Raw genomic sequence first — 17,699 nt, forward strand, 5'->3', positions numbered from 1 at the left:
AAACGTACCTCCATAATAATTTTTTGATAACCAGCCTATAAATGGTGCTTTATCATTACTAAAATTATTATAAAGTCCGAACTCACCTGTATAATTACTGCCGCCTACATAACCTGATACCTGCAAATATTCTAAATCGCTTCTCCAATTCAATGCCCACGATTGTGTTCCTGAACCTGACTTTATAATTGTTTCTTTTATTATAAAAGATGATGTTTCTTCTATAGTCATATTAATATCCCTTATTTTACTTTCTATATTTGTTACAGCATTTTTTCTATCAGTTATTTCCTGAGTAATTTTGGAATTAGCTGTATTTATAAGACTTTGCAAATTACTGTCTGCATTTTTTCTGTCAGTTATTTCCTGAGTAATTTTTGAGTTAGCTGTATTTATTTGATTTTGTAAATTGCTGTCTGCTTCTTTTCTTTCTTTTATCTCTTCAATAATTTTACTGCTTTCTATACTTATTTTGTTATCAAAATAATTTTTTAATTCATTATCTGCATTAGTATATAAGTTTCTTATAGCAGTATAAATCTGTGTTAAATCTTTATCTGATGGTATTAATCTGCCTTCTTTAATCAAAGTATTAGTTTCATAAATAAGCTGATTGAAAAACTTAGCTTTTAATAAAGTACCTGCTATTCCGTTTCTTTCATCTTTATCTATACAAGTTCCGTCTGCTGCCGAACCAGATACTGTAGGATCATTTAATTTCATATAAATAAAACTCCTTTATACTTAATTATTATCTGCTTCTTCTTTTTTGATGTTTCCAGTTCTTCCTTTGCCGCATACCATAAGACCAACAATAGATGTCTTTTTATTATCAAAAACAGCAATCTCTTTTTGAGGATTATTACATATACTAACTCCGCATATAGCATTATTACATTCAGAATACTGCCCGTAATCCTCTTTAACATCTATAAAATAAACTATCACTATATAAGCAGGAAATATTTTTTCTACAAAGTCTATCAAATCGTCCTGCTCTATTTTAGTATAGAGCTCTCCATCAAGAGTTACTTTAGTTTTTATATCATTAAAGCTAATAATTATATCAGGGTACATTTTATCAAGTATATTCTCTAAATAATAAATACTGCTTCCGCCAACTGCATTAGCATAAATACATATTAGGTTTTTATTAGCTTTTTGATCTCCGGTATTTTTAAGTCCGTATTGTTTTAGCCATTCTTCTACTGTATCATCAGCAGTGTAAGGTATACTCTCATTAGAAATCTCATTAATATATTCTTTTAATTTTGACAATTCATTAGCTAATATATTTATAACTTTTTGTATATTAATACCAAACTGCCATAATCTTCCAATAGGCAGCAAAGACATAAATAGTTTGTAGAAAAAATCTTTATACATAAGTTACAGTTCCTAATTTGGCAAGCTCTCCGATTTTTAATACATAAGGTACAGATATGCTTGGCTCATCTACTATACTTATACTATCTATATCCAAAGTTTTAATATCATTAAGCAAAGCTGTAGATATTAAAGTTGCTTTATCTATTAAATTATCCACATCATTATCATTAGTGTACTGTTTAGGCTTTTTAGTTTTCAAAAAATTATCCCAAGCACTTTCAAGTCTAGTTTTTGAAGCCTCATTTAAAGGCGATAAGTTTCTCACTGTTACATCAATAATTAATTCTCTAGGTGCTTCTACTCTTACTAAACAAGGCGGACATCTTACATCATCAGAAACATAATCTAAAACCTCTTTTAATTTTTCTTCATCTGGTATTCTGCTTCCTGTACTTTCATCAGCAATAGGATATACAGTAACCACTCTGTCATCTTGAGTAGCTCTTAAAATCATAGCCCCTGATATTTCAGGTACTTCAGTTGTCCAAAGTATAAAGTCTGGTACAGCACCGCCCTGAGGTCTTGTTCTTTCAAATACTTGTATTCTGTTTCTTAATGTTTCTATAGCTTCTTCATCTTCTCCTTCTTTTATTATTTCCTCTACAAAAGCATTAGAATCAATATTAGATATAGGGCTTATAAAAGTAAGAGTTTCACCTACTGGAAGTATGGTATCATTTCCTATTATAGTAGAAATGATTTCTGCTTTTCCTTCGCCTGCTATATCCAATTTAGTTTTGCTTCTAGTAAGATATATATAATCATCATGTATAAGCTGTGAGTTCTCTGCTATTTCAGCAAAAGCATCGCCTGTAACTTTTACAGAAAGTACTGTGTTTTCTCCTTTTTTTCTATATATACCATATTGCTGACCTCTAAGCTCAAGGCTTTCTTCATCGGCTGTAGAAGTAAATATTTGTCTTTTTATGTATCTAGCAAATTCATAACAGCTTCTTAATACAGCAGCAAAAGCAGTAGCTAAAACATACCATACGCTTCTTTCAAGCATAATACTTTCAGCTTTATCTGAATAAATTTCAGTTTTAATAGCAGATAAGACATTATCTCTTATCTCTTTAATAGTAGGTATTTGCTTCATACTGCATATTTCCAATAAATATTTTTTTCTGTACCGTCAGGCTCTGTAATTTTTATATTTGTGTCATATCTTTTATTTTCTTTTTTACCATCACCAATTATCTGTACATTAACATTTACATCTTTTGCTTTATTTTCATTTACAAGATATTGAAGTGATGACTGTATTTCATCTTCTAATTTTTTTCTTCCTATTATAGATACTTCTTTTATTGCCTCTATATCGCTTCCTATTTTATCATCTTCATCGGCTAAACAATTTCCGAACCACTCTTTATTAGAAAATAAAGTTACCATTAATGACATATTAAGAGTAGGATCTAATTCTATTGAGGAATTTCCGCTTAATACTATATCCGAGCCGTCTTCGGTAATTTTAAGAACAATATCTCCAAAATCCATATAGTCATTATACAGTCTTCTTATTTTTTAATAAGTGAATCATTTTTGATTTATGAGAATTAATATTATAAAAATATTTTGTTATATTTGATTATCCATGTAAAACTTTGTCATTTTCTATATTATTAAAATTGCCTATAGTTTTACCTTGTAATGCCGCATTCAATGTCTGCTGAAATACTGAAGGACTGTTGTTTCCTGCTTCATTTACTGGAATAGAGCATACTTGTAATATTATCTGTAATATTTGATTATTTTTTTCTAACTCTTTTTTTAATTCTTCTATCTTTATAAGTCCGCCTTCAGCATCACCGTTTAATTTTATTTTTTCTCCTTCAAGCTCTATAGTTCCGTCTTTTAATAATTTTATTTTTGCTTTTATATTTCCGCTGTCATCGGAAGAATAAATACAAGCCTCTCCCTCTTTAAGTCCTTCATCAATTAAATCTTCAAAAGCTAATATTACTTTATAATTTGTATTAATATTTGTAATAAATGCTCTTTTATCTTTAATAGGAACAGAAGTAAAGCCCGAAGGCTGTAAAACCTGTGCCTCAATAACTTCTTTGCCTATAGTTTCAGTTTTTACAAAAGGTCTTTTTTTTATTCTATCTAATATTGACTTTATTGAAGCAAACATATTATTATCCTATTATTTCCTTAACCTACATTAAAAGTGTTATAAGGAGTAAGTTTAAACATAGAATAAAAACCTATTTCATTAGAATAATAGAGTTTTAATGTTTCTATTATAAACTTCGTACTCTCTTCTATTAATTTTTTTGATATTCTTAAAGAAACAATATCCCCTGTATCTATTAATGAATTATTTTTATCAAGCCAGCTTTTATAATGTATATATATCTGATTAGAAGCCATAATATCATAAGCTCTGTCTCTGCTTGCTATATTTCTAAGCTCATCAATAGTTTTTCCTATAGAGTATCTTGAATCTATAATATTAAGTCTGCTCATTTCACTGTCGCTTATAGTAAACTCAATATTTGTACTCTCTTCATTTTGTCCGTATCTTGTATATTTAGCTTTTCTTAAATCGCCTCTGTAATTTATTTTAGCATCATAAATATTATTATAATCATAATCTAAATTGAGTACCTCATTTGCCTCTGCGAGTTTTTCAATATTTTTTCCAAAAACTAAATTACCTTCAAAATCACAGCTTAAAAGAGGAACATATCCTTTTATAGAAGTTCTTGATATTTGATTTTGTATTTGACAGGCAAAACTTTCATTATGATTAAAATAAATAGTATTAAGTTTATCAGTATCTCCTAAAGGAAGTTTTACTTTTATATTATATTCGCCTGATATAGTATTTAAAATATTTCCTATAGCGGTATCTTTATAAATATAATTTTTAATATTAGTAAACTTATGACAAAATACCGAAGTTAAAGCTCTTCCTTGAAGAATATAAGTATTTTCATTAATGACAGTCTGCCAATTTTCTATAATACCTAAAAATACAGTATTATTGTTATATTCAAGCGATACACTTTGAAACTCAAAAGGCTTATAAATATCTTCATAGCTTTCTCCGTAAGGAAGCTCTATAATAATATTTGATGTAATTGCTTTTATATCAAAGTTTACTTCAATAGATTTGAAATACTCTATGGTTTTATTTGCTATGATTAATACTAATTTATTTTGTAATGCCATATTATTTTTTTAATCAATATAATAATTTATGCTTCTTCCTTTTCTAAGCATAAAAATCTCTTCGCCTTTTATATTATTATCGCTTATAAACATATCAAGTGTTTCTTCTTCTATATTTCCGTATACTTCAGAGCATACATCAATATAGTTTCTGTCTTTATTTAGTATCAATGTTCTTTTTGTAGGAAGTTCATTAATATTTTCTATTAAATAAGTCCTAGTCATATCAAACATTTTTACTAATTCTTTTTTAGCTTCTATATTAATAGTATACTCTTCGCCCTGAAGATATTTCTCTTCATAAGCTCCAGCTATTGTACCTTCTATTGTTTCAAAACTTTCTAATACTTTTTTCTCTGTTTCTAATAATAATTTTTCTGTATAAAGAGATTCGCTTTTATCTCTAAAATCTCCGCTTGTTACAGACACGCACATATACATAGCAGCGAAACTAATCATCATCTCTTTTAATGCTTTTTGAGAATATGTATATGCATTATTATTTATCATAGTTTCTATTAAAGAAGAATAGCCTTGTACTTTATTTACTATATTTACAGCTAATTCAGCAGGTCTTTTTAATACTCTGTTTATAGACATCATTGCTAAAAGAGGGTTTGTTACATAATCATTCAAAGTCTGACTAATTTCTGTCTGTATCTCAAGAAAAATATCATCAGCTACTCTTGCCGCATTCATAACACTTTCCAGTGCCGAAGTAAAAGCATTCATATCTTTTTTTAATATATTAGCCTGCATATTAGTATTAGCAGAACAAAGCCCTCCTCCTTTACCTCCGCAATAAGGACATGACATAAAAACACTCCTTTTATTTTTTTTCTTCAATAATAATAGCTTCAGGAGAAGCATTAACAATACTATATTCTTCTGCCCCTTTTTTACAAATAGCATCAAGCATAGGACGAAGTACATTAAAAAACTGACCTCCTATACTGCTTTTATTAACAGAACCAGATGGAGGTATTCCATACTTGTCTACAAGTATAAAAGTTACGCTTACCTTAGACATTCCAACATCTTTTATTAAAGAAGTATTATCTTTAACGCTAACTGTACATACTTTTAATTTATTAGGATATAATGGGTGCTGTAAATATGCAGGCTTATCATCTGAAGCCTTTTGAGATACAAGCCCCATAAAGTATGATGCTTGTTCATAGCAGTTAGAATAATCTGTTTTTATATCAGCATTATAATTTTCCATTTTCTTTTTTAATATTTCAAGTGCTTCAGAACCTTTAGCCTGATAATCAAAAAACACAACATCTAATGTTATTTGTGTTGTATCTTTTCCTTCATCTTGAGCATAAGTAACATTATTAACCGTACCGCTTTGTACTTTTCTTTTAAAAGTATTTGAAGTATTTTCTAATATTAAAGTCATTTCATTTTTGTCAGGAGCTATAAATTTACATTCTTTATAATCATTTAATATTGACATATTCACCGCCTTTAATAAGCACCATTAGGCAAAGGATTTATTTCTGTATAAAAAAATGTTTCAGTTTCAACTGTTGTATCAGGGTCTTTTGTTGTGATATTATTATTATTTTCTCCATTTACTCTGGCATTTTCTTTTATGTTCTCGCCTCTAGCTTTGGCATTATCATCAAGCATTTTCTGCATATTATCAGAAACGCCTCTAAGTCCGTTAAGAATAGCATCAGTTTTTTGAACTGCTGCCTCAAGCCAATTAATACCCATTTTACCTAAAAAATCATTTAATTTATTAAATACAAATGAAGCTCCAGCCAATATTAATATAAATATTCCTAAAATACTGTCGGCTGCCATCTTAAACATAGATAATAATAAGCTAAATAAATCTCCCTGAAAAAATGCCCTAAATACATTAGAAATGTTTTCTATCTTTTTTCCAAAAAACTCAAATATTCCGCCCATACTTTTTAATTTATCAGCTATTTTATATAAAAATCCAGTAAGGCCGTCTGCAATTTTTCTAAACCATTCAAATCTTTTATATAACTGCCCAAATATTAAAGAAAGCCCTATAACAGCAGCAATGACAATTCCTATAATAGCTACAGTACCTAAAGCCGTTCCAGCTAATCCAGCAATAGCTCCTTTAATAGCAGTAAAAGCACCTATTAAACCTCCTTTAATAAAAGTAAATAGCCCAGTAAAAAGTACCTTGAATTTAGTTATTATTACTGAAAATGGAGATGTCAACATCTTTATTATTTGCGGGAAAAAAGATATATTCTTTTTTAATGCTATCAAAGTTCCTATTCCGCTTTTTAGTATGGAAAACCAAAATAAAGTTAATGAAGCTAATTTTGTTAATACAAATAAAAACGGAGCAGCAAATACAAAAGCACCTGCCAAAAAACCTATTATATTTCTAAATGGTCTTAATACATTAAGTATTACAGTAAACACCTTAAAAGCTGCTTTCAAACCGTTTATAAAAGAAACTAATATATCTGCAAATACATAAAATAATGATGTGCCGTTTTTTAAGTTTTCCATTACCTGTTCAAGAAACTTCAAATCAGGCTTTAATGCGTCCAATACTTTTTTTAAAGCTGTCCATATATTGACAGTAGTATCAGTATTATAAATTATTTTTGCAGCAGTATTTGTTTCTTTATCATATTGATACTTTATCCGAGATGCATCAGGTACTAAATACCCTTCAATAATTTTTTTGGTATCTGTAAGCATAGGATTAATTACAGTCTTTAATGCTTCTTTAAAGAAAGGAGCAAATACTCCGCCGAATGCTCCGAAAACTCTGTCTAATTTCTCTAAAAACTGCTGAGTTTGTCCTTCCAAAGTATCATTAAGTTTATTCATAGCATCATAAAACTGTCCGCCTTGATCCGTAAGTAAATGTACAGCATCTATAAGATTATCTGCTTTTACATTTCCTGCCTCCATCTCTTTTGCTAACTGTTCTTTAGTTAGGTTCATAGATTTTGCTAAAGGTCCGTACATATCTATTCCGCCTTTAAAAATAAATCTGTCCAAATGCTCTCTTGTTACTCTGTCTTCAGCAATTATCCTCCCGTATCCCATAACCAAACTTTCAAGTACATCGTCTTTACCTTTAGCTAAATCTCCAAGTCTTTTTAATGTGTCCATAATATCATCTTTCTGAACACCATAGCTTAAAAGTATATTGGCTGAGTTTACCAAAGGCTCGGCTGTAAGAGGTGAGTTTTCTGCCATATTTCTTATTTTCTCTATAAGTTCATCAGCTGCTTCTATATCGCCTTTAAGTGCCGTAGTCATATTTACACTAGCTGTTTCAAGCCATTTGTACGCATCTACCATTTTATTAATGGCTGCCGTCATACCAACAGCTGCTATAGTACCCTTTACAAAAGCGTCCTGCATATACCTATCTGCATAATATAACTGCTGCTGAAGTTTACCCATACTAGAAGTCATACGGGTCATAGGTCTTGTAAATTTGTCTATAAAAGACAATACTACTGCTACATTAAATACATTGCTTGAAACTGCCATATTTGATTAAACCTCTTTTAATACACTATTTATTTTTTAGCCTTTTCCAATGCCTTCTTTTCTTCCTCTGCTACTATATTTGACATCTTAATATATCTTCTTAAATCGCTTAATGTAAGTTTATCAAGTTCATATAATTTAAGATGAAAAGTTTTAGCTATTAATGCTTTTGCTCTTTCTATATTATCCTTTATATTTATTTTATTCTTTACTGGGATTTTTTGTTTTATCCTTATCCAAAAAAGCAGCTAAAAGCATAGCAACAGGAAAAGCAGCTCTTAAATCCCCTGCTTTCATTTGTCTTATTAAAAGATGATCTGCTTGAGAAGAACAGGCTTTAAGTACATCTATACTAGTTTCAAATACATTTACTCCTTCTTCTTTTAAAGATTTCATTTTACTTAAATCATCAGCTTTAGGCTCAACAAGTTTTAATTCCTCTTTTATATTAGCTCCTATTTTACAAGGACTTTTTAATTTAAATGTAAGTACATAATCATTAGTCTCATCTTGTTCTATAATAAGCCTTTCTTTCCTAATAAGTTCTATAATATTTTCTATAATTTCAGAAGAAGCATTATTCTCTTCCTCATATTCATAATCGTATATATGCTCGTATAAAGGATTAAATATCTCCAAAGCATAATTTCTATCCATTTTATATTCCATAATTAACTCCTATTGTTGTTACGCCGAAAAAAATTGCTGTCAGGCTATAGCTAATAAATTAGCTATAGGCAATTTTTTTACGGCTATTGTTGTTATACTCGCCCACCCGTAGGGTACCTACTCGATCGGCTCGCTTATTTGTTTTTACGCCGAAAAAAGTTGCTGTCATTTATTAATTTTCTTATTGCTTTTATTATCTTTTTTTATTTAATGAAGATATTAGCTTTCCTATTTTACTTGTATCTTCAGTAGTTCCGCAGAAATATTCGCCGTATAATGATATAGATGTTGTTTTTTCTGTACCATTAATATTAAGTCCGCCTGATAAAGCTAAATCTCCGCTGTATATTCTTCCGCCTTGTAAAGTAAGTATTACAGGCAGAAATAATTTCTCAGTAAGCATTATCATTAAAAGTCTCTCTATAGTATCAGTTAATACTATTTCTATATCTTTTATACCAGCAGAAACTATATTAGATACTGAATATACTTTTTGCCCGTTGTTAATAGGATATACATAAGTTTTATTTTCCAATGTATATGCCCCCAAAGATGGTATAATTTCGCAGGAAGTACCTGTCTTTATTGGTATCTCATAATTACCAATAGAAAAACTAACTATATCTCCTGCGTAAACTATATTCATAAAACCCTCTTAAAAAATTACATCTTAGTAAAATAGTTTCCTTTCATAGAAAGCTCTATGCTTCTATCCTCTGTACTTATAGAGAAACCGCCTTCTACCATAAGCTCACCGCTGTAAGTATCACCGTTGGCAACAGTAAGAAGTACAGGAACACTCAAGCCATGATCTCTTATATTTATTAAATGACTTTCTAAATCACTTCTTAAAATTACTTTTAATTTTTCAAAACCAGCAGATACATTTTTCCCTCTAAGCACTGAAGTATCAGCAGTACATGCAGTTATTTCATTTTCTTTTATAGGAGAAGTTCCTATATTTGATAAAATACTGCATGTTGCCTCTTCAGGTACAGGATAAGATATATGATCTATAGTTAACTCTTTGACATCACCTGCTATAACTGTATAACCCATTTTTACCTCCTAATTATTATGAATTAACCTGTAAAGTCCAATCAACTTTAATATCAACCTGACCAAGCGGAGTAGAAAAATAAGCCATAAAGCCTATTTCTAATCTTCCAGCTACGCTTCCTATTTGTGCCGTGATATTCTCTATTGATGAAGTAGCATTATTTAAAAGCCCTCTGCCTTCCCAATCTCTTATTAAAGTAGTAAGGGTTGCTTTTGCTGTTTTAGGTTTTACAGCATTTACATCGCTTCTTACACTAGATTCATCACTTACCAAAACCGCTTTATAATAAGGGGCTTTTGAAAATACATCATTCATTTCATACTGAAGAACCTGAAGTTTTCCTATAGTCTGTAAGAAAGAATAAGCATTGCTTTCTGAACCGTCATCTGCTGTTTTATAAGTGGTGAAAGTATCTTTAAAAAGCACCTCTCCATAAGAATTATAAATACTGCATGAACCGCCTTTTTTTACTATATTGTCTATCTCTTCAAACTTTCTGTAAGGACTTTTTCCAGCTATAATACCGTCTATAGCTCCGCCGAAGGCAACAGATACACTTTCAGCAAGTGAGTTTTCTATACTTCTGCAGGCTAAAGCTCCTATCATATATTTAGGTGTTATGCTCTGCTCAGCCCAAAAAGCACAGTAATATTTATCATTTCTATTTTCTACCAAACTCACATAATCGCTTTCTTTTTCATTATATCCGCCTACTACATAAAAACCTCTTTTTTCTGTTGCTGAAAACAATTCCTCTGATCTATCCATAAGAAGATTTAAGTTTTCAGTATCAGTAAAGGCTGTTGCTATAGAAGTATAATAAGTAGAATCAAATTCGCTTAAAACTTTCTCTAATGATACATCTCCAAGTCCGCCTTCTAATGTTTCGCTGCTGAATGTCAAAGATATACCTTCAGGCATAGCATTAGTTTCTTCTTCATTAATACCCTGACTTAAAGTAATCTCATTAGCAGTTTTACCTTTCCATTTAGAAGTTAGTGTAACTTTATCTGTACCGTCTGCTGCTTTAACAGGAACATCTAAAACAGAAGATATTGCTGTTATCATATTAGTATGTATTTGACTGGCATCTTCTCCAGTCTTTACATTTACAGACACTCTAACGCCTCCTATATAAATATATATAGTTCCGTTTTTTGCGGCTGTTCCTGTTACTGTTATATCGGCAGCAGCTTCGCCTGCATCTTCAGCTTCGCTTATAGCAGAAGCATATACATCAAAATTAAGCGAAGTGTCAAATATACCTGTAAGCATTTGATGAAGCTGTGAACCTACTCCAAATCTCTCCGCCTGCTTTGCTTTGCTTATAAGAATAATTTTATCCTTTGCTCCCAAATAAGATGTATCCGCACTTCCCAAAACAAGCATTTTTCTAGGTATGCTTGATATTGAAGTATTTGGATCTTTATTTTCTGTTTCTATAGCTACTATACTTGCTTTTGAACTTTCTGTTAATGATCCCATATTTCCCCCTAATTAATTTATATTTATTTGACTTATTATCTCTTTTAATTCTGTATAATTCTGACTATCGCTAGGATAGAAAGGACACTCTACTGTATATTTAATTCTAGCAGCAGATACTGCAAACTCTAAATTACTATTTTCTATATTTAATTGCTCTATTCCTACAAAATAAAAATTAGAAGTTATATATATTTTTTTGCCGTCTGCCTCTGCTGTAGGCTCTGCAACATTTAAATCCGAAAGACAAGTCCTTACAAAATTAGTATAAATCTGTGAAGTTTTATAAGCTAATTCTCCCTGATTTTCTATATTAATTTTATGAGTATTTTTTACAGGTGCTGTTAATACATCTATACAAAAAGATAATTTATCCTGCTTATATGTTTTTGTATTTAATTTACCTTTTTCTATTTCTGTCATATACAAATTGATTACCGCAGGATATTTTTTTAAAAGTTCAGCAAAATAATTACTTCTTCCAGCATTTAATACGATAGGTCTCTCTTCTTCTTCTAAATAATTTTCAGAAAAAGTTTTTAATACACGAACATAATACTCTTCTATAATATTCCACATAGGAAGTTCTAAATTAGGGTTGGACATAAATTAATCTCCTTCATCTTCCATAACAAGCTCTATTAAAAATGTAGTAACAGACAAAGTATCAGTTTTTTTCTCTGATAATATTTTTCCTTTAATAGTCTCTCCATTAGCATTATTCCACTCTACATATACATCAGTTATATCCTTAGGCTTTAATGTGAAATCTGCAGTTTTTACTATTATTTTATGTTCAGGCAGATCTATACTTACATTTTCCAAAGGGTTATAATTAATATCTTTTCTTACTGCTATGCCTTTAATGATAAGATTCTCTTCATTATTAGTGCTTCTGTCTGTAAACTTAATGTCTGTATTATTATTAAATATATCAGTCAAGTCATTATTAGCCATCTCGCTTAAAGATAATGGTCTTTTCTTTTCTTCTTTATCATTAAAAGGCATAGTATAAGCTCCTACTCATTACTTTCTTTTGCTTCTTCTTTATTTTCTGAAACAGCTTCTTTTGTTTCTTCAGTTTTTTGAGAAGTTTTATCAGCTATTTCATTCATCATCTCCGAAGCATTAGAAGGAGGATTTACATACTCTTTCTTTGTCTCTTCTAAATCAGCACCGCATAAAACAATAGTTCCTTTCTCAAGCAGTTTTTCTAATACATTCTGCCTTTTATAATTTTCTATTATTTCATCTGGTATTACTTCGCCTACAGTTATTATTTTAGATAATGAATAGCCGTTAGGCTTATATGTAATACTTCCTTTGCCTACTTGATATTTTTCAGTATTATTTTCTGATTCTGTTTTAGTTTGTTTAGCCATACTTAATTCTCCTTAAATAAAATATTATTATGCTGCAGCTCTTATAGTTCCCAACCTGTCCATATATGGTAAAAGCGGTATAGAACAATGCCACATTATTAACTCTATATGAGTTTTTTTGCTTTCTATAGTAACTATATTATCTCCGTATCTCATATATCTATAAGCAGCATTACCATAAGGCTCTAATACTTCAGGAGTACCTATACCTAAAGTTAAAGGACAGCCATTAGCCATTATAAGTACATCTTTTGGAGAGAAAAACTCTTCGCTTCCGTTTCTGTTTCCGCTTTCATCAAATGTATCATATAACTGATTATACTGTTTTATTGATACTCTATGAGCTCTAGGTGTAATAAATGAACTCCAAGTATACACGCCTTCTTTATCTGCTTCATCTACTGTAAATAAAGGCTGTATTTCTCCTTTTGATAATACTTTTACTGTATCTCTTACTTTAGTATTATTCATAAAATATTCCCAAGCCTCGCTTCCCATATATACAGAAAAACTTGAAGTGCCGCCGTCTTTATGAAGAATAGTAAATAAATCATCTAAATCAGATATAGGGTTTGAATTATCTAAATCGCTCCATAAATTATTAGGTGTAACATCATGAGTTGCTATTTTAGGAAAACTGACTTGACTTTTTCCGTCTGCTGATGTTACCTCTCCGTCTGTTAATGCTTGTATAGCAGAAAGCTCATTTCTTCTTGCTATAGCTTCCTCCATTTCAGACATCAAATCAACTATTACCATTCCAGCCGCAAGAGCCTGATTATTGTACAAGTTTTCACTTGCCATTCTATCTCTGACCATTTTTTCTGTGATAATTCTCACTTCTTTTATACTAGGAATAGAATATGATGTTATCTGTTCAGAAGGAGACAATTTAGGTGCTGGTATATGCCCTCTAGGAGAATAATCGCCCATAGCACGAACCATTAATTTAGTAGGCAAGTCTATAGTGTTGCCGTTTCTATTTCTTATAATATTGCCTCTTTTAAATAGATTATAAAAGTAAGCTGAAAATTTCTGTACTGCTTTTATTTGATCATATTTTTTACCTAAAGCTGAAAAACCTTCAAATGTAGAACCTACAAATTTGTTATTTGGCATTATTTACTCCTTTATAATATTATCTCTGTTTTCAAAATGTATTAACTCAAACTTATTTCTAAGCCAGCCTTCTATTTGACAGCCGTTTACTGCACTTGTAAGTGTATCCCCGCTTTTATTTAATACTAAAGCCCCCGCATTAATTGCGCCTCTAGTTATTACAGATACTTTTTTATCCTTATCTGCAGTAACTTCATCTTCTAAAAGTATATATAAGTCATAATTAGCTTTTGCTGCTGTATCGCTTGAAAACACTTTTAATTTTCCTGTTGTTTCGTCCATTACTAAAACAGTACCTTGAGGATATACTGCACTGCTTGCCTCTGCTAAAGTATGAAAAACTGTAGAATATTCGCCTGCTATTATATTAGGCTTTCTTTGTGTTGTGAAAAATTTACTGTCTGCCATTTTTATCCTCCCTCATTATGTATTTTTTATTTTCTAAAGCATAATCAACTAAAGCATTGCCTAAAGCATTTTCTTTAGTATTAACAGCTGCTGGAGATGAAGGAGTTGTATTTCTTTCAGCAAGTTCATTTAACTCTGATTGACTTAAAGGCTTCTCTTCATCATCTTTACTATTTTCAGAATTATCAGCTTTATCATCTTCCAGCTTTTTTGCCTTCATATCTTCAACATCTTTTTTCAAAGCCTCATAATCTGACTTTAAAGCAGATATTTGATTATTAAAGTCTGTAAGTTTAGCTGATACTTCCTCACTGCTTTTCTGTATATCTTCTCTAATATTTTTCATATTAGCAGATATACTTTCTTGTATAGCCTGTAATATTTCTTCTTTATCCATTTTATACTCCTTATTATTGTTACGCCGAAAAAAATTGCTGTCAGGCTATAGCTAATAAATTAGCTATAGGCAATTTTTTTACGGCTAATTATTGTTACGCCGAAAAAAATTGCTGTCAGGCTATAGCTAATAAATTAGCTATAGGCAATTTTTTTACGGCTAGTTATTATTACGCCGAAAAAAATTACTGTTTATTCCTTATATAAACATTGCTTTTTCTACAGCTTTATTAATATCATCAATAGTTATTGCCTCATTAAAATAACTTTCTATATCACAGTTCAAATTAATTTCATCTATAAGCCCTAATTCTTTAGCTTTACCAGATAAAAAATAAGAACCGTCCATAGCTTCTTTTTTTACACTCCTATTTGAAAGTATATCTCTTTTAAACATTGAATATATTTCATCAAGTCTGTTTTGAGTGTATTCTTTTGCTCTATCATCTCTTAAATCCTGATACTTGTTAGGGCTTTCTCTGTTTGTAATATATACTTCCGAATCTGAATAATATCTGCCTGATATAACACCTATGCTTCCAAAATATGCAGTTTCAGAAGTAGCTACAATTTTATCGCAGGCACTTGCTAGCCAATAGGCAAGCGAACAGCAGGAACTATCAACAAAAGCAATTTTTTTTATTTCCATCTCTTTAATAGCATTAAATAATTCTGCTGCTCTGTAAACTGCTCCGCCAGGCGAATCTATTATAAAAGCAGCTCCTTTTATATTTTTATCACTTTTAATACTGTTTACTATCTCAAATAATAAGTTTACTGAAGCAGAAGAAAACCAGCTAGGATAAGGATCAATAGCTCCGTATATTCTTATTAAAGCTATATTATTTTTTATCTCAAAACTCTTTCCTATACTGTAAATATTCTGATTATTCATATATTGAGATAAAAGTCTTTCTTCTATAGCTAAATCACTCATTATTTAATTCCTCTTCATTATTATTTTCATTATTATTATTTTCTCCAAGTTTTACATTCAAACTTCTGCTATGCTCTTCTTCATCTGCTATACCTTGAACATTATCTCTAAAATTAGTACCATAGAGTGTACGGCTTGCATATTCTCTAGTAACAAATCCGTTTTCTACAGACATTTTCATAGCTTCTACTTCTTTTGTAGGGTCTAGTGTAGGTATTGCTCTTCCTGTTACTGTATGCTGAAGCCAAGCTAATCTCTTTTCACTGCTTTCTAAAAAGCCTTTTAATTTCAAATCTCTGCTGTAAACAAGCTCTGTTATTACACTTTCATAAAAAGGACTTACAACATTCAAAGCAAAATCTGTCCTTTCCTGTACTACAGTCTCCCACATCTGATTTATAGCCGCCCTTGCTGCCGAATAATTACTATTAAAACTTCCCTTTAATACTTCCGCAGGTATCCCCATAGAAGAGCAGGCTGGAATTAATATACTATCAATAAAAGCAGGTATATTTAAATTAGGGCGGTTTGAATTAGCCTGTACTAATTTCTCTCCTGCCTTTAAATGATTTAATACTACATTAGTCATATTCATTACAGTTGAATCAGTGCTTGGTACTTCTTTAGTTGACTCTATAAAGTTTTTTCTAGCAGGCAAATCTTTTAATTCGCTTTTATCCTCCGTACCTAATTCTCTTTCTATAATTCCGAATATCTGCGAATTAAGAAGCTGAGCATCTAATTCCGCAACATTTGACTGATATATTTTTTCAAGTTCATGAAATATATGACTGCCTCTAGGTATTCCTCTTAAATCTAATGGTCTGTTTCTATTTGCTAAATGTATTATTTGTATCTGACCCATACTTGTATATCTGGGATAATAAACAGCTTTATTTTTTAATTTTTTATTATAAATACTTGAAGTATCTTCATAATTATTCTCTGTTATGTAATATCCTATCTCTCTGCCGTATTTATCTAACTTTATTCCTTCTGCACTGTCTTTTACATAGCTTATGCATTCTGTAGGTATAATTCTTAATTTCACTGGACTTAATACAAAATCATTCGCAGTTCTTTTATGTTCATAAATAAACTGAACAAATACATCGCCGTCTACTACATAGCTTCTATATAGTTCTCTGAAAAACTGACCTGTATTATAATTACCCAAAAAATCTGCTTCTTTGCTTCTTAAAATAGATTTTATTCTATGCTCTATTTTTGACTGATATTTTCTTTTTGTATCTGCATCATCTATACCCAATATTTCCCAATTAGGAAGTACATTGATATTTAATCCCGTACCAACTACATAAGTCATAAGCCAATAAATCATAGCTTTATAATGTACAGAATCAAATTCAGACTGTCTGCTTCTTCCTACTAAAACGACCCTGTCAAAGAACTCATCAACTACAGGCTGTACTCCGTATTCTATTTTAGCTCCGACACTTCTATATCCTATGCCGTAGCCTGTAGTATTTAAATAACTATTTATATTTTCTTTTTCTTCTATTTTAATTTCTTTAATATTATTTCCTGCTTTAATACTGAAAGCACAATTTAAAGCCTCAGATATATCTTTTACAAACTTAAACATTACCAGCTAATACCCTTTAAATTATGAGAACCAAAAACTCTATAGCCTTTATCTTTTACAATTTCATCAATTTTCTCTTCCTGCCATTTCATAAAAAATATTCTCATCAAAAAATATTCATTATATAAGAGCGTGTTCTTTCCCTTTTTAGCATTTAATTTTATATATCTATTTAAAAGCAGAATATACAAAGCAAATACAAGTCTATACCATAAAGTTATATTTATTTTTCCAGCTTCATCTGCTTTAATCATCTATGTCCCATCCTATTTCCTAAATTGCTTCTAATAGAATAAGCCTGAACAGCATCATAATCAGGGTTTATTTTTTTAAGTTCGTCCATATACTGCTTTCTTAACTTTATTAAATCATCTAAATCTTTATAAGTTACAGACTGATTGACTTGACCATCTCCGAATGTATATCCTTTTTTATTGCCTGTTGCTTCTATTTGCTCATCAAGTTTTTTGATTTTTTTTATTAATTCTTCTTCAGTATAAATGCTTTTTAAAGGCATAATAACCTCATATCATTTTTATAAGCTAATTATAC

Annotated in this window: 22 protein-coding genes and 1 pseudogene; all 23 read right to left on the reverse strand. The window is 30.3% G+C overall.

Annotation, left to right across the window (positions count from 1 at the left end; all coding sequences use genetic code 11):
• A pseudogene (locus tag Q1X91_RS02565) lies at nt 1–723 on the reverse strand (hypothetical protein); the annotation flags it as partial.
• 21 nt (nt 724–744) lie between these two features.
• On the reverse strand, nt 745–1,386 hold the full coding sequence (locus tag Q1X91_RS02570; protein ID WP_300753104.1) for a hypothetical protein: 642 nt from the start codon (nt 1,384–1,386) through the stop codon (nt 745–747).
• Nucleotides 1,379–2,488: a baseplate J/gp47 family protein gene (locus tag Q1X91_RS02575; RefSeq protein ID WP_300753105.1), complete on the reverse strand. Its 1,110-nt coding sequence runs from the start codon at nt 2,486–2,488 to the stop codon at nt 1,379–1,381. The genes Q1X91_RS02570 and Q1X91_RS02575 overlap by 8 nt, the downstream gene beginning before the upstream one ends.
• The gene (locus Q1X91_RS02580) at nt 2,485–2,889 is read right to left on the reverse strand and encodes a hypothetical protein (RefSeq protein ID WP_300753107.1); all 405 of its coding nucleotides are present in this window, start codon (nt 2,887–2,889) and stop codon (nt 2,485–2,487) included. Before Q1X91_RS02580 ends, Q1X91_RS02575 begins: the two co-directional genes overlap by 4 nt.
• A 91-nt stretch (nt 2,890–2,980) precedes the next feature.
• Nucleotides 2,981–3,529 carry a hypothetical protein gene (locus Q1X91_RS02585; RefSeq protein ID WP_300753110.1) on the reverse strand — a complete coding sequence of 183 codons (549 nt, stop codon included), beginning with the start codon at nt 3,527–3,529 and terminating at the stop codon, nt 2,981–2,983.
• A 20-nt stretch (nt 3,530–3,549) separates the two neighbouring features.
• Nucleotides 3,550–4,572, reverse strand: coding sequence for a hypothetical protein (locus Q1X91_RS02590; protein ID WP_300753113.1), 1,023 nt, complete (start codon nt 4,570–4,572; stop codon nt 3,550–3,552).
• Nucleotides 4,573–4,581: 9 nt separating this feature from the next.
• Entirely contained in the window at nt 4,582–5,388 is an 807-nt protein-coding gene (locus tag Q1X91_RS02595; RefSeq protein ID WP_300753115.1) for a hypothetical protein, read from the reverse strand.
• Between the two features lie 13 nt (nt 5,389–5,401).
• Nucleotides 5,402–6,034 carry a hypothetical protein gene (locus Q1X91_RS02600; protein ID WP_300753118.1) on the reverse strand — a complete coding sequence of 211 codons (633 nt, stop codon included), beginning with the start codon at nt 6,032–6,034 and terminating at the stop codon, nt 5,402–5,404.
• Nucleotides 6,035–6,045: 11 nt separating this feature from the next.
• Nucleotides 6,046–8,085 carry a tape measure protein gene (locus tag Q1X91_RS02605; RefSeq protein WP_300753121.1) on the reverse strand — a complete coding sequence of 680 codons (2,040 nt, stop codon included), beginning with the start codon at nt 8,083–8,085 and terminating at the stop codon, nt 6,046–6,048.
• A 201-nt stretch (nt 8,086–8,286) separates the two neighbouring features.
• Nucleotides 8,287–8,754 (reverse strand): hypothetical protein, encoded by a 468-nt coding sequence (locus Q1X91_RS02610; protein WP_300753124.1) that lies wholly within the window; start codon nt 8,752–8,754, stop codon nt 8,287–8,289.
• 193 nt (nt 8,755–8,947) lie between these two features.
• Complete coding sequence (locus Q1X91_RS02615; RefSeq protein WP_300753127.1) at nt 8,948–9,400, reverse strand: hypothetical protein; 453 nt, start codon at nt 9,398–9,400, stop codon at nt 8,948–8,950.
• Between the two features lie 17 nt (nt 9,401–9,417).
• The gene (locus Q1X91_RS02620; protein WP_300753130.1) at nt 9,418–9,813 is read right to left on the reverse strand and encodes a hypothetical protein; all 396 of its coding nucleotides are present in this window, start codon (nt 9,811–9,813) and stop codon (nt 9,418–9,420) included.
• Nucleotides 9,814–9,829: 16 nt separating this feature from the next.
• Nucleotides 9,830–11,299: a hypothetical protein gene (locus Q1X91_RS02625; protein ID WP_300753132.1), complete on the reverse strand. Its 1,470-nt coding sequence runs from the start codon at nt 11,297–11,299 to the stop codon at nt 9,830–9,832.
• A 12-nt stretch (nt 11,300–11,311) separates the two neighbouring features.
• A complete protein-coding gene (locus Q1X91_RS02630) occupies nt 11,312–11,905 on the reverse strand; it encodes a hypothetical protein (protein ID WP_300753135.1) in 594 nt (197 codons plus the stop codon).
• A gap of 3 nt (nt 11,906–11,908) precedes the next feature.
• Nucleotides 11,909–12,307, reverse strand: coding sequence for a hypothetical protein (locus Q1X91_RS02635; protein WP_300753138.1), 399 nt, complete (start codon nt 12,305–12,307; stop codon nt 11,909–11,911).
• 11 nt (nt 12,308–12,318) lie between these two features.
• A complete protein-coding gene (locus Q1X91_RS02640) occupies nt 12,319–12,681 on the reverse strand; it encodes a hypothetical protein (RefSeq protein WP_300753140.1) in 363 nt (120 codons plus the stop codon).
• Between the two features lie 27 nt (nt 12,682–12,708).
• The gene (locus Q1X91_RS02645; RefSeq protein ID WP_300753142.1) at nt 12,709–13,800 is read right to left on the reverse strand and encodes a major capsid protein; all 1,092 of its coding nucleotides are present in this window, start codon (nt 13,798–13,800) and stop codon (nt 12,709–12,711) included.
• A 3-nt stretch (nt 13,801–13,803) separates the two neighbouring features.
• A complete protein-coding gene (locus tag Q1X91_RS02650) occupies nt 13,804–14,208 on the reverse strand; it encodes a hypothetical protein (protein WP_300753144.1) in 405 nt (134 codons plus the stop codon).
• On the reverse strand, nt 14,195–14,605 hold the full coding sequence (locus Q1X91_RS02655) for a hypothetical protein (RefSeq protein ID WP_300753147.1): 411 nt from the start codon (nt 14,603–14,605) through the stop codon (nt 14,195–14,197). The genes Q1X91_RS02650 and Q1X91_RS02655 overlap by 14 nt, the downstream gene beginning before the upstream one ends.
• 198 nt (nt 14,606–14,803) lie before the next feature.
• On the reverse strand, nt 14,804–15,541 hold the full coding sequence (locus tag Q1X91_RS02660) for a S49 family peptidase (RefSeq protein ID WP_300753149.1): 738 nt from the start codon (nt 15,539–15,541) through the stop codon (nt 14,804–14,806).
• The gene (locus Q1X91_RS02665) at nt 15,534–17,147 is read right to left on the reverse strand and encodes a phage portal protein (protein ID WP_300753152.1); all 1,614 of its coding nucleotides are present in this window, start codon (nt 17,145–17,147) and stop codon (nt 15,534–15,536) included. Before Q1X91_RS02665 ends, Q1X91_RS02660 begins: the two co-directional genes overlap by 8 nt.
• Nucleotides 17,147–17,401, reverse strand: coding sequence for a hypothetical protein (locus Q1X91_RS02670; RefSeq protein ID WP_300753155.1), 255 nt, complete (start codon nt 17,399–17,401; stop codon nt 17,147–17,149). Before Q1X91_RS02670 ends, Q1X91_RS02665 begins: the two co-directional genes overlap by 1 nt.
• Nucleotides 17,398–17,664, reverse strand: a complete 267-nt coding sequence (locus tag Q1X91_RS02675) for a hypothetical protein (RefSeq protein WP_300753157.1) — start codon at nt 17,662–17,664, stop codon at nt 17,398–17,400. The genes Q1X91_RS02670 and Q1X91_RS02675 overlap by 4 nt, the downstream gene beginning before the upstream one ends.
• Nucleotides 17,665–17,699: the final 35 nt, after the last annotated feature.

It is taken from the genome of uncultured Brachyspira sp. (genome assembly GCF_949287625.1).
Lineage (GTDB): Bacteria > Spirochaetota > Brachyspiria > Brachyspirales > Brachyspiraceae > Brachyspira.